Origin of the sequence: Pseudaquabacterium pictum, from assembly GCF_005403045.1 — a bacterium.
GTDB lineage: Bacteria > Pseudomonadota > Gammaproteobacteria > Burkholderiales > Burkholderiaceae_C > Pseudaquabacterium > Pseudaquabacterium pictum.
The window spans coordinates 107,003-123,174 of record NZ_BJCL01000006.1; the positions used below are offsets into that span (position 1 = coordinate 107,003).

At 71.9% G+C, this 16,172-nt stretch carries 12 protein-coding genes; 8 read left to right on the forward strand and 4 right to left on the reverse strand.

Annotation, left to right across the window (positions count from 1 at the left end; all coding sequences use genetic code 11):
- Positions 1-47: 47 nt before the first annotated feature.
- Entirely contained in the window at positions 48-1,400 is a 1,353-nt protein-coding gene (gene mpl, locus FFT10_RS13230) for a UDP-N-acetylmuramate:L-alanyl-gamma-D-glutamyl-meso-diaminopimelate ligase (protein WP_137733303.1), read from the reverse strand.
- A 61-nt stretch (positions 1,401-1,461) separates the two neighbouring features.
- On the opposite strand from mpl, the gene FFT10_RS13235 reads away from it, so the two are divergent.
- Together FFT10_RS13235 and FFT10_RS13240 are read left to right on the forward strand one after the other, a co-directional pair.
- Positions 1,462-1,881, forward strand: a complete 420-nt coding sequence (locus tag FFT10_RS13235) for a hypothetical protein (protein ID WP_137733304.1) — start codon at positions 1,462-1,464, stop codon at positions 1,879-1,881.
- A gap of 24 nt (positions 1,882-1,905) precedes the next feature.
- Entirely contained in the window at positions 1,906-2,376 is a 471-nt protein-coding gene (locus FFT10_RS13240; protein WP_137733305.1) for a DUF6152 family protein, read from the forward strand.
- Positions 2,377-2,382: 6 nt separating this feature from the next.
- On the opposite strand, the gene FFT10_RS13245 is transcribed toward FFT10_RS13240, so the two are convergent.
- From FFT10_RS13245 to thiD, 3 genes are read right to left on the reverse strand one after another with little or no spacing between them, the layout of a single operon-like run.
- Positions 2,383-3,216: a D-hexose-6-phosphate mutarotase gene (locus FFT10_RS13245; protein WP_137733306.1), complete on the reverse strand. Its 834-nt coding sequence runs from the start codon at positions 3,214-3,216 to the stop codon at positions 2,383-2,385.
- Positions 3,213-4,514 carry a glutamate-1-semialdehyde 2,1-aminomutase gene (gene hemL / locus FFT10_RS13250; RefSeq protein WP_137733307.1) on the reverse strand — a complete coding sequence of 434 codons (1,302 nt, stop codon included), beginning with the start codon at positions 4,512-4,514 and terminating at the stop codon, positions 3,213-3,215. The genes FFT10_RS13245 and hemL overlap by 4 nt, the downstream gene beginning before the upstream one ends.
- A 9-nt stretch (positions 4,515-4,523) precedes the next feature.
- Positions 4,524-5,531: a bifunctional hydroxymethylpyrimidine kinase/phosphomethylpyrimidine kinase gene (gene thiD / locus FFT10_RS13255; protein ID WP_137733308.1), complete on the reverse strand. Its 1,008-nt coding sequence runs from the start codon at positions 5,529-5,531 to the stop codon at positions 4,524-4,526.
- Positions 5,532-5,736: 205 nt separating this feature from the next.
- Between thiD and FFT10_RS13260 the strand changes: the two genes are divergently transcribed.
- From FFT10_RS13260 to FFT10_RS13285, 6 genes are all read left to right on the forward strand, one after another.
- Positions 5,737-5,889 carry a rubredoxin gene (locus tag FFT10_RS13260; RefSeq protein WP_137733309.1) on the forward strand — a complete coding sequence of 51 codons (153 nt, stop codon included), beginning with the start codon at positions 5,737-5,739 and terminating at the stop codon, positions 5,887-5,889.
- Between the two features lie 66 nt (positions 5,890-5,955).
- Complete coding sequence (locus FFT10_RS13265; RefSeq protein WP_137733310.1) at positions 5,956-6,372, forward strand: response regulator; 417 nt, start codon at positions 5,956-5,958, stop codon at positions 6,370-6,372.
- 28 nt (positions 6,373-6,400) lie between these two features.
- A complete protein-coding gene (locus FFT10_RS13270) occupies positions 6,401-6,766 on the forward strand; it encodes a response regulator (RefSeq protein ID WP_137733311.1) in 366 nt (121 codons plus the stop codon).
- A 21-nt stretch (positions 6,767-6,787) separates the two neighbouring features.
- The gene (locus FFT10_RS13275; RefSeq protein ID WP_137733312.1) at positions 6,788-7,315 is read left to right on the forward strand and encodes a chemotaxis protein CheW; all 528 of its coding nucleotides are present in this window, start codon (positions 6,788-6,790) and stop codon (positions 7,313-7,315) included.
- A gap of 60 nt (positions 7,316-7,375) precedes the next feature.
- Complete coding sequence (locus FFT10_RS13280) at positions 7,376-9,742, forward strand: methyl-accepting chemotaxis protein (RefSeq protein ID WP_137733313.1); 2,367 nt, start codon at positions 7,376-7,378, stop codon at positions 9,740-9,742.
- A gap of 19 nt (positions 9,743-9,761) precedes the next feature.
- Complete coding sequence (locus tag FFT10_RS13285) at positions 9,762-16,136, forward strand: hybrid sensor histidine kinase/response regulator (RefSeq protein ID WP_137733314.1); 6,375 nt, start codon at positions 9,762-9,764, stop codon at positions 16,134-16,136.
- Positions 16,137-16,172: the final 36 nt, after the last annotated feature.

Consider the following 16,172-nt stretch of genomic DNA (forward strand, 5'->3'; position numbering starts at 1 on the left):
TGCCTCGTCCGGTGTCGACCGGCGCCAAGGCTACCGCAGCGGCAATGTCAGTGCTTCAGCGCGGCCAGCAGCTTCTCGTGGATGCCGCCGAAGCCGCCGTTGCTCATCACGAGGATCTGGTCGCCCGGCTGCGCCGCCTTGACGATGGCGGCCACCAGGCCATCGACGCTGTCGGCCACCACCGCCTGGGCGCCCAGCGGCGCCAGGGCCTCGGTGGCGCTCCAGCCGTAGTTGCCCTGCAGGCAGAAGCTCAGGTCGGCCTCTTCCAGCGCCCAGGGCAGCAGGGCCTTCATCTCGCCGCGCTTCATGGTGTTGGTGCGCGGCTCGAACACCACCAGCACCCGCGCCAGCCCGGCCTTGCGGCGCAGGCCGTTCAGCGTGGTGCGCATGGCCGTGGGATGGTGGGCGAAGTCGTCGTAGACCTGGATGCCGCGCACCTCGCCGCGCAGCTCCAGCCGGCGGCGCACGTTGCGGAAGCTGGCCAGCGCGGCGGCGGCCTGCTCGGGCGGCACGCCGACATGCTCGGCCGCGGCGATGGCCGCCAGGGCGTTGAGCTGGTTGTGCTCGCCCAGCTGCTGCCAGTCCACACGGGCGATCTTCAGGCTGCCGCGCAGCACGTCGAAGGCATGCGGCTCGCCGCGGGCGCGCAGCGCGCCGGGCTCTTCCTTGCGGGCGCCGAAGCGCTGCAGCTCACTCCAGCAGCCGCGGGCCAGCACCCGGTCGAGTGCTGTCTCGCGGGCATTGACCACCAGCCGGCCATGGGCCGGCACGGTGCGCACCAGGTGGTGGAACTGGGTCTCGATGGCCGCCAGGTCCGGGAAGATGTCGGCGTGGTCGAACTCCAGGTTGTTCAGGATCGCGGTGCGCGGCCGGTAGTGCACGAACTTGCTGCGCTTGTCGAAGAACGCGGTGTCGTACTCGTCAGCCTCGATGACGAAGGGCGCGCCTTCGCCCAACCTGGCCGAGATGCCGAAGTTCAGCGGCACGCCGCCGACGAGAAAGCCCGGCTTCTGGCCCGCCTGGTCCAGGATCCAGGCCAGCATCGAGGTGGTGGTGGTCTTGCCGTGGGTGCCGGCCACGGCCAGCACATGGCGGCCCTTCAGCACGTTCTCCGACAGCCACTGCGGCCCGCTGGTGTAGCCGGCGCCGGCATCCAGGATGGCCTCCATCAGCGCATTGCCGCGGGTCACCACGTTGCCGATGACGAACAGGTCGGGCTGGAGCGCCATCTGGTCGGCGCCGAAGCCCTCGATCAGGTCGATGCCCAGGGCCCGCAGCTGGTCGCTCATCGGCGGGTAGACGTTCGCGTCGCAACCGGTGACGCGGTGGCCGGCCTCGCGGGCGATGGCGGCGATGCCGCCCATGAAGGTGCCGCAGATGCCGAGGATGTGGATGTGCATGGCGGGATTCTAGGAGCCGCCCTCGCGCCGACCCTGCCGCGCCCCGCCCACAATCGGCCCCATGTTCACCTGGATCAGCGGCCACCCCTGGGCCTACCCCGCACTGGAGGTGGTGCACCTCGTCGGCATCGCCCTGCTGCTGGGCAACCTGGTGCTGGTGGAGCTGCGGGTGCTGGGGGTGTCGCCGGTGCTGCCGCTGGTGCCGCTGGCCCGCGCGGCGCTGCCGCTGGTGGCGGTGGGCTTCGGCCTGGCGGCCACCAGCGGCCTGCTGATGTTCGCCAGCCAGCCGATGGAACTGCTGTCCAACCGGCTGTTCACGCTGAAGATGCTGCTGCTGATGGCCGCCGGCAGCAACGCCGCCTGGTTCCACGGCCGCGGCAGCCTGCAGCGGCTGGACGGCCCGGCCAAGGCCCAGGCCCTGCTGTCGCTGGGGCTGTGGGGGGCGGTACTGACCTGCGGCCGTTTCATCGCCTATGTTTGAGGCTGCGCAACCGGAGGCCCGTCCATGATCCAACGCCGTACCCTGCTGCTCGGCAGCACCCTGGCCCTGCCGCTGGCCGCCCGTGCCCACCACGGCTGGAGCAGCTTCGACCAGACAAGGCCCATCTGGCTGGAGGGCCGGGCCGCCCAGGTGGTCTGGCGCAACCCGCATGCCGAGCTGAAGCTGGAGCTGCCGGCCGACCCCAAGCTGCCCGCTGACCTGGCCAGCCGGGCGGTGCCGGCGCAGACTGCAGCCGTCGACGGCAAGGCCCTGCTGGCTGCGGCCCAGCTGCCGAAGCGGCGCGACAAGACCTGGGCCGTCGAGCTGGCGCCGCTGACCCGCCTGCAGGCCTGGAGCGTGCCCGAGATCCAGGCCGGCACCACGCTGGCGGTGCTGGGCTTCACCTTCACCGACGAGAAGGGCGATGCGGTGCTGCGGGCCGAGTACCTGTTCCTCGGCGGCAAGGCCTACGGGCTGCGGTCGTCGCCTGCCTGAGGCGACTCAGACTTCAAAGCCCTGGCGGGCCACCCACTCCTGGCCCGGCGCCAATGTCACCGGCTGGCCGATCTGGGCCGCCTCCACGCACAGCATCTGCAGCCAGTCGTCGTCGGGCAGGTCGGCCAGCGCGGCGGCGCGCGCCGGGCCGGGGTTCCACACCACCACGTCGTCGAAGCCCTCCCTGGTGATCTGGGTGCGGCCGGCGGCAGTGGCCAGGGTCAGCGGGCCCTTGGCGTCCCAGTAGATGCGGTCGATCTCGCCGGCGAAGCTGAACGGGTCCATCTCCTGGTGCTGGCTCTGGCCATTGACGGTGTCCAGGTAGCGCACGCCGAACAGGCCACCCAGTCGGGCCCGCCGCACATCGTCGACCAGCAGGTAGGTGTGCAGCGCGGCGGTGAAGTCGAACGCTGCATCACCGGTGTTGGTGACAGCCAGCTCCACATCGAGCTGCAGGCCGCTGAAGCTGAAGCTCAGCTCGGCCTCGAAGGCATGCGGCCAGACGGCGCGGGTGGCGTCGTTGTCGGTCAGGCGCAGCACGCCGATGACCACCTCGCCACGCTGCGCGCCTTCCACCCACTGCCAGACCTGCTGCCGTGCAAAGCCGTGCGGCCCCAGCGGCCCGCGCTTGGAAAACTGCGGAAAGCACACCGGGATGCCGCCGCGCACCGCGTTGCCGGGGCCGGCCACGGCCTGCGGCGACAGGTACAGCCGCTCCTGGTCGCCGGCCGGGATCCAGCTGACGATCTGGCCGCCCTGCAGCAGCACCGTCACCTCCGCACCATCGGGGGCGCGCAGCCACATCGCCGGCTGCCCCAGCACGGTCGTGGGCTTGATCATGCGCTGTGCAGCGTGGCCATCACATCGTGGGCTGCGGCGATGGTGGCGGCGATGTCAGCGTCGGTGTGGGCAGCGCTGACGAAGCCGGCCTCGTACAGCGCCGGCGCCAGGTACACGCCGCGCTCGAGCATGCCGTGGAAGAAGCGGTTGAAGCGGTCCTTGTCGGTGGCCATGACCACGCCGTAGTTCTGCGGCAGGCTGTCAGTGAAGAAGAAGCCGAACATGCCGCCCTGGCTGTCGCCGACAAAGGGCACGCCGGCCGCGCGGGCGGCGGCGGTCAGGCCGTCCACCACGGCCTGCGTCTTGGCGCCCAGGGTGTCGTAGAAGCCGGGTTGGCTGATCAGCTTCAGCGTGGCCAGGCCGCAGGCGGTGGCCACCGGGTTGCCCGACAGCGTGCCGGCCTGGTAGACCGGGCCCAGCGGCGCCAGCTGCTGCATGATCTTGCGGCTGGTGCCGAAGGCCGCCAGCGGCATGCCGCCGCCGATCACCTTGCCGAACACGCTGATGTCCGGCTGGAAGCCGGGGATCAGCTTGGCGTACACGCTCTGCGCGCCGCCGAGTGCCACGCGGAAACCGGTCATCACCTCGTCGAAGACGAACAGCGCGCCGTGTTGCTGGCACAGCTCGGCGATGCGCTTCACGAAGGGCACCTGCGCCCGCACGAAGTTCATGTTGCCGGCGATCGGCTCGATCATCACGCAGGCGATCTCGTCGCCCTGGGTCTTGAAGACTTCCTCGATCTGCTCGAGGTTGTTGTACTCCAGCACCAGGGTGTGCTGCACCACCTCGGGCGGCACGCCGGCGCTGGTGGGGAAGCCGAAGGTCGCCAGGCCCGAGCCGGCCTTGACCAGCAGCGCATCGGCATGGCCGTGGTAACAGCCCTCGAACTTGACGATCTTGCTGCGGCCGGTGGCGCCGCGGGCCAGGCGGATGGCGCTCATGCCGGCCTCGGTGCCGCTGGAGACCAGCCGCACCTGCTCGACGCTGGGCACGTGGCGGATGATCTCCTCGGCCAGCTCCACCTCGCGCTCGGTGGGCGCGCCGAAGCTGAAGCCGTCGAGCGCCGCCTTCTGCACGGCGTCCAGCACGGCCGGGTGGCCGTGGCCCAGGATCATCGGGCCCCAGGAGCCGATGTAGTCGATGTAGCGGGTGCCCTCGGCGTCCCACATGTAGGGGCCCTGGGCGCGGGCGATGAAGCGCGGCGTGCCGCCGACGGCGCGGAAGGCGCGCACCGGCGAGTTGACGCCACCGGGGATGACGCGCTGGGCGCGTTCGAACAGGCTCTGGTTGCTGGTCATGCGGTTGTCTCAGTGGACGCGGCGGGGCGCGGACTTGCCTTTGGTCTCGGGGATGTCGGCATCGGGCAGCACGGCGTCGCCGGGCGTGCCATCGGGCGGACCCTCGCCATCGTCGGACGGCGGCAGGGCCCAGAAGAAGCGGTCGGGCACCACGCCGCCCATGCCGGGGCGGAAGCCGGAGTCCAGCGTCTGGTCCATGAAGGCCAGCGCCTCGCCCACGGCGGCCTGCAGCTCGGCGCCGGCCGCCAGCAGGGCGGCGAGTGCGGCGCTCAGCGTGTCGCCGGCGCCGACGAAGCTGGTCTCGAACATCTCGAACTTCTCGCCGCTCAGCGCGCCCTGCGGCGAGGCCAGCACGTTGTCGATGAACTGCTCGGGCGTGCCCGCGGCGCCCTTGCCGCCCTTGGTCGGCAGCATGATGCCGGTGACCAGCACGAAGCGGGTGCCGCGCTCGCCGGCGGCCACCGCCAGCTCGCGTGCCGAGGCCGGGCGCTCGCTGTCCCAGTCAGGCAGCAGGAAGTCGGTCAGCGTCTTGTGGTTGCCCACCAGCACCTCGGTGGCCGGCAGGATCAGCTCGCGGAAGGCCTCCAGGTAGGGCTGGGCCTGGTCGTCGTCCAGCCAGCCCAGGTTGGGCAGGTAGCTGACCAGGGGCACATCGGGGTAGTCGGACAGGATTTCGGCCACCGCGCTGACGCCTTCGGCGCTGCCCAGGAAGCCCACCTTCCAGCCTGCCACGGTGATGTCTTCCAGCACATTGCGGGCCTGCTCGGCCACCATGTCGGCATCGATCGGGTGGTGGTCGAAGATCTCGGCGGTGTCGCGCAGCAGCAGGCTGGTGGTGATCGGCAGCGCATGGGCGCCCATCGCGGCCAGGGTGCTGATGTCGCCGGCCAGGCCGCCGGCGCCGCTGGGATCGGCGGCGTTGAAGCTCATCACGCACGCCGGTGCTGCAGCCTCCTGCAGCTCATCGGCGCCGGCATCGGCCGGGGCGTCGGGTCGGGGGGCGGGGCTGGAGGTCATGAACGGTCCGATGCAGGGGAGAGAGGGCGCCCGGAACGGGCGGCCCCGCGTGCCGCCAGCCATGCTGGCGCAAAGTTGAAATAACGTGATTCCGCCGCGCCGTTGGACCCTTGGGGCCCGAAAACCGGTGGCTACAATGCCGGCTTCATTGTAGTGAACTGCCACCCCCGTGGCCGAAACCCGCGTGACCGAACCTCGCACCTGGATGTGTCTGATCTGCGGCTGGATCTACGACGAGGCCGCCGGCGACGCCGAACACGGCATCGCGCCCGGCACCGCCTGGGCCGATGTGCCCATGAACTGGACCTGCCCCGAGTGCGGCGCCCGCAAGGAAGACTTCGAGATGGTGCAGGTCTGATGGCCTGCCAGGGCTGACGCTGCCTGCCGGCAGCCCACCCGCCACCCTGGCCGAGGAGCCGCTGCAATGGATGACGCCCCGACTGCCGCCGCAGCGCCTGCCGCCTGCACGCGGGTGCTGGTGATCGACGACAGCAACACCATCCGCCGCTCGGCCGAACTGTTCCTGCGCCAGGGCGGCCACGAGGTGCTGCTGGCCGAGGACGGCTTCGACGCCCTGGCCAAGGTCAACGACCATGTGCCGCAGCTGATCTTCTGCGACATCCTGATGCCGCGGCTCGACGGCTACCAGACCTGCGCCATCATCAAGCGCAATCCGCGCTTCGCCCATGTGCCGGTGATCATGCTGTCGTCCAAGGACGGCCTGTTCGACAAGGCGCGTGGCCGCATGGTCGGCTCGCAGGACTACCTGACCAAACCTTTCACCAAGGAACAGCTGCTGCGCGCGGTGCAGCAGTTCGGCGCGGGCAGCGACGCCGGCTGACCACCCCACCCGCAGCGGAGACCGCAACATGCCCGTGAACAAGATCCTGGTGGTCGACGACTCCAAGACCGAGCTGCACCACATGACCGAGCTGCTGCTCAAGCGCGGCTATTCGGTGCGCACCGCCGAGAGTGGCGACGAGGCACTCAAGCGCCTGGCCGAGGACAAGCCCGACCTGATCCTGATGGACGTGGTGATGCCCGGCCAGAACGGCTTCCAGCTCACCCGCACCATCACCCGCGACCCGCGCTACGCCGGTCTGCCGGTGATCATGTGCACCAGCAAGAACCAGGAGACCGACAAGGTCTGGGGCCTGCGCCAGGGCGCGAAGGACTATGTGGTGAAGCCGGTGGTGGCCGACGAACTGATCGCCAAGATCAAGAAGTTCGACTGAGCCCAGGCGCCGGCAGCCCCCATGGCCAACAAGCAAGCCCTGCGCGATCTGCAGACCCGGCTGGCCGAGCGCATGCAGCAGGTGCGCACCGAGACGCCGGGCGTGTCCTGGCTGGCGGTCGACTGCGCCGGCCAGGGTCTGCTGCTGTCGCTGAAGCAGGCCGGCGAGATCTCCAGCGTGGGTCCGCTGCTGCCGGTGCCGCACACCCAGCCCTGGCTGGCTGGTGTGGTCAATCTGCGTGGCGGCGTGTTCACCGTGGTCGATCTGGCCCGCTTCCTGGGCCTGCGCGACAGCGCACCGGCGCTGCAGGGCCAGGCCCGGCTGGTGGCCTTCAACGCGGCGCTGGGCATCAACGGCGCGCTGCTGATCGACCGGCTGGAGGGTCTGCGCCATGCCGCCGACCTGCTGGCCGACGACGAAAGCACGGACAATGCGCCGCGCCCGGACTTCGCCCTGGCGCGCTGGCGCGATGCGGCCGGCCGCTGGTGGCAGGAGATCGACCTGGCGGCGCTGGCGCAGTCGCCGCAGTTTCTGGCGATCACGGCCTGAAGGCGGGCATCTGCTCCCGGGCATTCCAAGCCGGTGGCACCAGACAGACAAGGGGATGTGATGGGCTTGCTGGACCGACTGAAGAACAACCGCTCCGATGACGAGGCCGCACGTGACCGCGCCCCTGCCAGTTTCGACGAACTGCAAGCCGATGGCGACGACGACCGCACCGTGAACATGACCGTCACCCGCGCTGCCGATCTCGACCTGACCACCGCCGACCAGGGGGCCACCACCCTGGCCGGCAGCCACTCCATCATCTCGGAGCTGCCGCCGTCCGAGCAGCTGAGCGACTTCTCCGAAAGCCGTCTGATGCCCGCCGCCGGCGCGGCCGGCGCAGCGGCGGCCGCGGCTGCCCTGCCAGCCGCGGCGGCGGCGCTGCCGTTGATCGGCGACAAGCCGCTGGCTGCGCAGCAGCGTATCCTCGGCGGCATGGTGCTGGCCGGCCTGGTGCTGCTGGTGCTGGCCACGGTGCTGGCGTTGACCTCCGCCAGCCGCAATGCGGTGCAGGTGGGCGCCACCGGCCAGGCGCTGATGCAGTCGCAGCGGCTGGCCAAGGCGGTGTCGCAGGCGCTGGTGGGCACACCCACCGCGTTTGCCGAGGTCAAGGAGGCGGCCGAGGTGCTGGCCGCCAACACCCGCCAGCTCAAGAGCGGCGGCGCCAGCGTGCCGGCCGTGCCGGCGGCGGCCCAGGCCCTGCTGGAGCCGCTGATGCCCCTGGTCGACCGCGCCGAGAAGAACGCCAAGGCGGTGCTGGCCCAGCAGACCGCGCTGGTGCAGGTCAGCAAGGCGCTGCGCACCATCAACGCCCAGGCCGGCGAGCTGCTGGAATCGGCCGACACCGTGCTGTCGCTGAAGCTGCAGCAGAACGCCAGCGCGCCCGAGCTGACACAGTCCGGCAAGCTGGTGATGCTGACACAGCGCATCGGCAAGAGCGCCAACGAGTTCCTGACCAGTGAAGGCGCCAGCAACGACGCGGTGTTCCTGCTCGGCAAGGACCTGACCAGCTTCCGCGAGATCATCGACGGCCTGACCAGCGGCAGCACCGAGCTGCGCCTGCCAGGCTCCAAGGACCCGGAGGTGCGCCAGGCCCTGGCCACGCTGCTGCAGCAGTACGAGCAGACCCGCAGCCAGGCCAGCGCCATCCTGGGCAACCTGCAGGGCCTGGTCAGTGCGCGCGAATCCCAGAGCCTGGTGCTGGCCGATGCCGAGCCGCTGCGCAAGGGCCTGCAGTCGGTGCAGGACCAGCTGGCCGAACAGGGCGGTTTCCAGCTGGCGCATGGCCTGGCCATGCTGCTGGCGCTGGCCCTGGTGGTGGCCGGCGGCTGGGGCTTCCTGCGGCTGTACATGGCCGACCAGGCCCAGCGCGCCCGCCTGGCCGAATCGCAGCGGCTGGAAGCCGAGCGCCAGGAGCGCGAGGCCAAGCGGGTGAACGACGCCAACCAGACCGCCATCCTGCGGCTGATGAATGAACTGCAGACGGTGGCCGAGGGCGACCTGACGCAGCAGGCCACGGTCACCGAGGACATCACCGGCGCCATCGCCGACTCGATCAACTACACCGTGGAAGAGCTGCGCTCGCTGGTCAGCCAGGTGCAGGGCACGGCCAGCCGGGTGACCGAGACCACCGAGCAGGTCACCACCACCTCCACCGACCTGCTGGCCGCGTCCGACGAGCAGCTGCGCGAGATCCGCGAGACCGGCGATGCGGTGCTGCAGATGGCCACCCGCATCAACGAGGTGTCGGCCCAGGCGCAGCAGTCGGCCCAGGTGGCGCGGCAGTCGCTGCGCGCGGCCGAGACCGGCCTGACCGCGGTGCAGAACTCCATCGGCGGCATGAACGCCATCCGCGACCAGATCCAGGAGACCTCCAAGCGCATCAAGCGCCTGGGTGAATCCAGCCAGGAGATCGGCGAGATCACCGAGCTGATCTCCGACATCACCGAGCAGACCAACGTGCTGGCGCTGAATGCCGCCATCCAGGCCGCCAGCGCCGGCGAGGCCGGCCGCGGCTTCAGCGTGGTGGCCGAGGAAGTGCAGCGCCTGGCCGAGCGCTCGGGCGATGCCACGCGGCAGATCTCGGCCCTGGTCAAGACCATCCAGACCGACACCCAGGACGCGGTGGCCGCCATGGCCCGCAGCACCCAGGGCGTGGTCGACGGCGCACGGCTGTCCGATGCCGCCGGCTCGGCGCTGGCCGACATCGACCGCGTGACGCGCCGGCTGGCCGAGCTGATCGAGGCGATCTCGTCGCAGGCGCTGAAGGAGGCCGATTCCGCCAACGTGGTGGCGGGCAACATCCAGCACATCTTCGCGGTGACCGAGCAGACCGGCGACGGCACCCGCTCGACGGCGCAGATGGTGCGCGAGCTGTCGCGCAGCGCCGAAGAGCTGCGGCAGTCGGTCTCGCGCTTCAAGATCGGCTGACGCCGGACACCGCCCCACCATGGCCGCAGACCCCAGCGCCGCCAGCGACGCCACCGGCGCCCCGGGCGAGGACCTGAGCGCCCTGTCCTGGGTGCGCGAGGAGCTGCGCCGTTCGCTCGACCTGGCCAACAAGGCGCTGCGCCGCTACCTGAAGGAGCAGACCCAGCGCTCCGACCTGGACAGCGTCGACCCGTCGGTGCTGCGCCAGGCGCGCAACCAGTTGCACCAGTGCGTGGGCGTGCTCGAGCTCGTCGGCCTGGGCCCGGCGGCCGAGCTGCCGCGGGCGGCCGAGGCCGCACTGCAGCGCATCAGCGCCCGGCCCAAGCTGATCACCCCGGCGGCGGTGGCGGCGCTGGAGCGCGGCAGCTTCGCGCTACTGGACTTCATCGAGCGGCGCCTGGCCGGCAAGGCGGTGTCGGCGCTGGCGCTGTTCCCGCAGTACAAGGCGCTTCAGGAACTGGCCGGCGCGCCGCGGGTGCATCCGGCCGACCTGTGGTCGGTGCCCTGGTCCTGGCGCGAGCTGGTGCTGGATCCCAGCGTGCCGGCCCGCCATCCCGATGCCCAGACCACCGGCCAGATCGAGGCCGACCTGCTGGCGCTGATGCGCGGCGCGCCGCCCAGCGTGGCCGGGCGCATGGCCACGCTGTTCGCCGGTCTGGCCGCCGGTGCCCAGGCCGTGGCCGATGGCGGCGGTGCCCCCGCCCATGCGCCGCACAGCCGGCTGGCCACGCTGTGGCAGCTGGCGGCCGGCTTCTTCGAGGCCCAGGCCGACGGCCTGCTGCAGCCCGATGCCTACAGCAAGCGCCTGGGCTCCAAGCTGCTGGCCCAGCTGCGCGCCGGTGAGCTGGCCGAGCCGTCCGAGCGCCTGGGCCATGACCTGCTGTTCTTCTGCAGCCAGGCCGCCGCCGACGGCCCGCAACCGGTGGGCCCGCTGCTGGCCACGGTGCGCCGCGGCTACAACCTGCAGGCCATCGCGCGGGTCGACTACGAGACTTCCAGCCTTGGCCGCCATGACCCGGCCTGGGTGGCCCAGGCGCGCAAGCGGGTGTCGGCGGCCAAGGAGGTCTGGTCGGCCGTGGCCGGTGGCGACACCGCGCGGCAGGAAGGCCTGCCCGAGCAGTTCGCCCTGGTCAGCGATTCGCTGGCCCGGCTGTACCCCGATGGCGCGGTGCTGGGCCGTGCGCTGCAGGTGGCGGTGGCCCACACCGTGGCCGCCGGCACCGAGCCGCCGGCCGACCTGGCGATGGAGGTGGCCACCGCGCTGCTGTACCTCGATGCGTCCATCGACGATGGCGACTTCGACCATCCCGACGGCGCCGCCCGCATCCACCGCCTGGCCCAGCGCATCGACGCGGTGCGCCAGGCGCGTGATCCCGGCACGCTCGAGCTGTGGATGGAGGAGCTGTACCGCCGCGTCTCCGACCGCCAGACGATGGGCAGCGTGGTGCAGGAGCTGCGCGCCTCGCTGTCCGAGGTCGAGAAGAACATCGACCAGTACTTCCGCAACCCGGCCCAGCGCGATGTGCTGATCCCGGTGCCGGCGCAGCTGCAGGCCATGCGCGGCGTGCTGTCGGTGCTGGGGCTGGACCAGGCCTCCCTGGCGGTGCTGCGCATGCGCGACGATGTCGACGAACTCGCCAACACCGAGGTCAATCCGCAGCAGGCCATCCAGAGCGGCAGCTTCGACCGCCTGGCCGACAACCTGGGCGCGCTGAGCTTCCTGATCGACATGGTCAGCGTGCAGCCGCAGATGGCCAAGTCGCTGTTCCGCTTCGATCCGGTCACCGGCAACCTGGCGGCGGTGATGGCACGCGAGGATCGGCCCAGCGGCTTTGCCGACCTGGACACCCAGGCGGGCCCGGATGGCGGCGCCCAGCCCGACACCGATGCGCTGGCCGTCACGCTGGAGTTCGACCGCATCGTCAAGCAGTCCCGTGCCAGCCAGCGCGGCGGTGCGGTGCCACCGGCTGCCCCCATGCTGGGCAACCACGGCCTGCCGATGCTGTCGCTCGACGGGCTGGACGGTCCGGCGGACGCCAGCGACAGCCGTGCCGGCGCCAGCACCCAGCCCGAGATCACGCTGCGCCTGACGCCGATGGACGGCGAGACGGTGGCCGACGCGCTGCCCGGCCTGGAGCGCACCCTGGTGCTGCCCACGCTGCCCCAGACCCTCGAACCGGCCGCCGCCCGCCCGCCGCCGCCCGCGGCGCCCGCCGCCCCGGTGTCCAGCGGCTTGGAAGACGACCCCGAGATGCGGGAGATCTTCCTGGAGGAAGCGCGCGAGGTGCTGGACAACGCCCGCGAGGCCCTGGACGCGCTGCAGCAGCGGCACGACGACGCCGACGCCATGACGACGGTGCGCCGGGCCTTCCACACCCTCAAGGGCAGCGCCCGCATGGTCGGCCTGCTGGACTTCGGCGACGCCGCCTGGGCCTGCGAGCAGCTTTACAACACCCGCCTCGCCGAGCATGGCGGCGCCGATGCCGACCTGCGCGGTTTCAGCCACGACGCCTGCGCGCTGTTCGGCCGCTGGGTCCAGGCACTCGCCGACGGCGACGCTGGCGGCCACGGGCCGCAGGCCATCGTGCGGGCGGCCGACGCGCTGCGCACCGAGCGCCGCCGCCTGCCGCTGACCGACACCACGGCCGATGCGGCTGCAGACCTGCCCGAGCTCGGGCCCGACGCGGTGGACACCGAGGCGGCCGGGCTGGATGAGGCCGGGCTGGCTGCCATCGACCTCGGCGATTTGCCGGTGGAGGGCACCACGGCCGAGTTGCGCGCGCCGGCCGACACCGCGCTGGACCTGCGGCTGCGTGTGCCTGACCTGCCGCTGGCCAGCGACCTGGATCTGAGCCCGCCACCGGCGCCGCCGGTCGCCGCTGCTGGCGAGGATCCGGGCCTGCCCGAGATCGACCTGGCCGACCTGGACGACGAGCCCGAGGCCACCGTGGTCGACAGGTTGCGCCCGGCGGCGCCGACCGCGCCGATGGACCTGCTGCCCGAGGCCACCGAGTTCGCGCTGCCGCCGGAGTTTGCATCCAGCTTCGGCCTGACCGAGGCCATGCCGGTCGCTGCCGGCCCGGTCGCCGATCCGGCACCGCAGGAGGATGCCGCCGCCCCCGACATCGCGCCGACGCTGGTGCTGCCGGTGGCCGAACCGCTCGACGAGGCCGCGCCCGCATCCGAGCCTGCGGCCGAGCCCGAACCCGAGCCCGAGGCGGAGCCCGAGGCCTTCCGCCAGATCGGTCCACTGCGCATCAGCATCCCGCTGTTCAACATCTACCTGAACGAGGCCGACGAGCTGTCGCGGCGACTCGGGGTGGAGCTGGCCGAATGGGCGCAGGAGCAGCAGCGCCCGGTGGGCGATGCGGCGGTGGCGCTGGCCCATTCATTGGCCGGCAGCTCGGGCACGGTGGGCTATGCCGACCTGTCGCAGCTGGCGCGGTCGCTGGAGCATGCGCTGGAGCGCTCGCAGGCCCGCGGCCATGGGCTGGGCGACGAGGCGACGCTGTTCAACCTGGCTTCCGACGAGATCCGGCGCCTGCTGCACCTGTTCGCCGCCGGCTTCCTGAACGCTCCGGACGCCGGGCTGGTGGCGCGACTGCAGGCCCTGGCCCATGCCGCGCCGGAACCGCCTGCCGCCGAACCCAGCGGTCTGCTGCCGCTGGATGCGCTGGCGCCAGCCGAGGCGCCGGCCGACGACACGGCGCCTGAGCCCGAGTCCCAGCCCCAGCCCCAGCCCCAGCCTGAGCCTGAGCCTGAGCCTGAGCCTGAGCCTGAGCCTGAGCCTGAGCCGGTCCCTGAACCCATGGTCGAGCCGGCGCCGGCGCCTCAGGCGGCTGCCGATGCCCTGTCCGCCGCTGCGCCGGAGACTGCGCCCGCCGATGCCGCACAGGCCGCCTTCGGCCGTGCCGCGCTGCTGCCGTTCGCCGGTCTGGCGACGCTGGGCGAGCTGCCGGCGCGGGCCGCCCGCGGTGATGCTGGGGGCCTGGCCGGTGGCCTCGACGAGGACATCGATGCAGTCGATGCGGTCGATGCCGAGCTGTTCCAGATCTTCAGCGAGGAAGCGCAGGAGCTCCTGCCCACGCTGCATGCCGGCCTGCGCGACTGGGCCCGCCAGCCCGGCGACGCCCAGGCGCCGTCAGCCTGCATGCGCAGCCTGCACACCTTCAAGGGCAGCGCCCGGCTGGCCGGCGCGATGCGCCTGGGCGAGATGGCGCACCGGCTGGAGACCCTGGTCGAGCACCTGGCTGCCGCCGGGGCCGCCGCCGGCACGGCCGAGATCGAGGCGCTGTCTGGCCATGCGGATGTGCTGCAGGCGCGGCTGGATGGCCTGTTGCTTCCCGCTGCGCCGCCGGCCGTGGTGGTGGCGCCCGTGGCTGCGCCCGCCGTTCCGGCGCCGGTGCCGTCCGTGTCGCGTCCGCCTGCACCGGTGGCACCCGCCGTGTTCACGGCTGCGGCGCCGCAGAAGACCATCGACTGGCAGCGCTTTGCCCAGCCGGCCGCGGCGGCCGAGTCGGCCTGGGTGGCCGGCGCCCAGGCCGGCGCCGCCGGCTCGGTGCGGGTGCGCACGCCGCTGCTCGACCGCCTGGTCAACCAGGCCGGCGAGGTGAGCATCGCCCGGGCGCGCATCGAGTCCGACGTGCACCAGTTCAAGAGTGCGCTCGGCGACCTGACCGACAACCTCGAGCGCCTGCGTGCCCAGCTGCGCGACATCGAGCTGCAGGCCGAGACCCAGATCGACACCCGCATGGAGGCGGCCCGCGCCGCCGCCCAGGCCTTCGATCCGCTGGAGCTGGACCGCTTCACCCGCTTCCAGGAGCTGACGCGGATGATGGCCGAGTCGGTGGCCGACGTCGCCACGGTGCAGCGCGGCCTGCAACGCACGCTGCAGTCCACCGAGGATGCGCTGGCCCACCAGGCGCGGATGAACCGCGACATGCAGGACGACCTGCTGCGCACCCGCATGGTGGAGTTCGAGGGGCTGTCCGAGCGGCTCTACCGGGTGGTGCGCCAGGCCGCCAAGGAGACCGGCAAGCCGGTGCGCCTGGACATCCTGGGCGGTGGCGTCGAGATCGACCGCGGTGTGCTCGACCGCATGACGCCGGCCTTCGAGCACCTGCTGCGCAACAGCGTGGTGCACGGCATCGAGCCGGCGGCCGAGCGTGCCAAGGCTGGCAAGGACGCCACCGGCACCATCACCCTGGCCGTCACCCAGGTGGGCAACGAGGTGGGCGTGGAGGTGCGCGACGACGGCGCCGGCCTGAACCTGCCGCGCATCCTGGCGCGTGGCCGCGCCATGGGCCTGGTGGCACCCGATGCCCGGCCCGACGAGGCAGCGCTGGCCAACCTGATCTTCCAGCCCGGCTTCTCCACCGCCGAGTCGCTGACCGACCTGGCTGGCCGCGGCGTGGGCATGGACGTGGTGCGCACCGATGTCAACGCCATGGGCGGCCGCATCGAGACCGCCAGCGCGCCGGGCCAGGGCACCAGCTTCCGCCTGGTGCTGCCGCTGACCACCGCCGTCACCCAGGTGGTGATGCTGCGCTGCGGCGAGCGGGCCTTCGCGGTGCCGTCGACGCTGCTCGAGACCGTGCGGCGCATCAAGCTGCCCGAGCTGGAGGAGGCCTACCGCAGCGGCGGCTTCACCGAGGGTGGCCAGCTGCTGCCGTTCTTCTGGTTCGATGCCCTGCTGGGCGGCACGGCGCGTGGCCTGCCCACGGGCCGCAGCGCGCCGGTGGTGGTCATCCGCAGCGCCCAGCAGCGCCTGGTGCTGCATGTGGACGAGGTGCTCGGCAACCAGGAAGTGGTGGTCAAGAACCTGGGCCCGCAGCTCGCCCGCGTGCCGGGCCTGGTGGGCATGACGCTGCTGCCCTCGGGCCTGCCGGCGCTGATCTACAACCCGGTGGCGCTGGCCACGCTGTACGGCGAGGGCGCCCGTGCGGCCACGCTGGCGGCGCTGGGCGGCGGCGGCCATGGCGAGGCATTCGCCGCGCCGGTGCAGCCGCAGGCGCCGCTGGTGCTGGTGGTCGACGATTCCCTGACCGTGCGCCGCATCACCCAGCGCCTGCTGGAGCGCGAGGGCTACCGCGTCGCCGTGGCCAAGGACGGGCTGGACGGCCTGGACAAGCTGGCCGCCGAGCGGCCGGCGGTGCTGCTCACCGACATCGAGATGCCGCGCATGGACGGCTTCGACCTGGTGCGCAACATGCGCAGCGATGCCCGTCTGGCCGATCTGCCGGTGGTGATGATCACCTCGCGCATCGCCCAGAAACACCGCGACTACGCGGCCGAACTGGGTGTGGACCACTACCTCGGCAAGCCCTATGCCGAGGACGAGCTGCTGGCCCTGGTGGCCCGTTACGCCCGCCGCGCCCTGGTGGCCGCTCTCTAGGCGTGGCTTGAACTTCGGCTGCGCGGCGCCATCTCA

Excerpts from the sequence above, each read along its gene's own strand:
- FFT10_RS13280 (WP_137733313.1), top strand. The coding sequence starts at position 7,376 with ATGGGCTTGCTGGACCGACTGAAGAACAACCGCTCCGATGACGAGGCC.
- FFT10_RS13240 (WP_137733305.1), top strand. The coding sequence starts at position 1,906 with ATGATCCAACGCCGTACCCTGCTGCTCGGCAGCACCCTGGCCCTGCCG.
- FFT10_RS13275 (WP_137733312.1), top strand. The coding sequence starts at position 6,788 with ATGGCCAACAAGCAAGCCCTGCGCGATCTGCAGACCCGGCTGGCCGAG.
- FFT10_RS13260 (WP_137733309.1), top strand. The coding sequence starts at position 5,737 with ATGTGTCTGATCTGCGGCTGGATCTACGACGAGGCCGCCGGCGACGCC.
- mpl (WP_137733303.1), bottom strand. The coding sequence starts at position 1,400 with ATGCACATCCACATCCTCGGCATCTGCGGCACCTTCATGGGCGGCATC.
- hemL (WP_137733307.1), bottom strand. The coding sequence starts at position 4,514 with ATGACCAGCAACCAGAGCCTGTTCGAACGCGCCCAGCGCGTCATCCCC.
- FFT10_RS13265 (WP_137733310.1), top strand. The coding sequence starts at position 5,956 with ATGGATGACGCCCCGACTGCCGCCGCAGCGCCTGCCGCCTGCACGCGG.
- thiD (WP_137733308.1), bottom strand. The coding sequence starts at position 5,531 with ATGACCTCCAGCCCCGCCCCCCGACCCGACGCCCCGGCCGATGCCGGC.
- FFT10_RS13235 (WP_137733304.1), top strand. The coding sequence starts at position 1,462 with ATGTTCACCTGGATCAGCGGCCACCCCTGGGCCTACCCCGCACTGGAG.
- FFT10_RS13270 (WP_137733311.1), top strand. The coding sequence starts at position 6,401 with ATGCCCGTGAACAAGATCCTGGTGGTCGACGACTCCAAGACCGAGCTG.
- FFT10_RS13285 (WP_137733314.1), top strand. The coding sequence starts at position 9,762 with ATGGCCGCAGACCCCAGCGCCGCCAGCGACGCCACCGGCGCCCCGGGC.
- FFT10_RS13245 (WP_137733306.1), bottom strand. The coding sequence starts at position 3,216 with ATGATCAAGCCCACGACCGTGCTGGGGCAGCCGGCGATGTGGCTGCGC.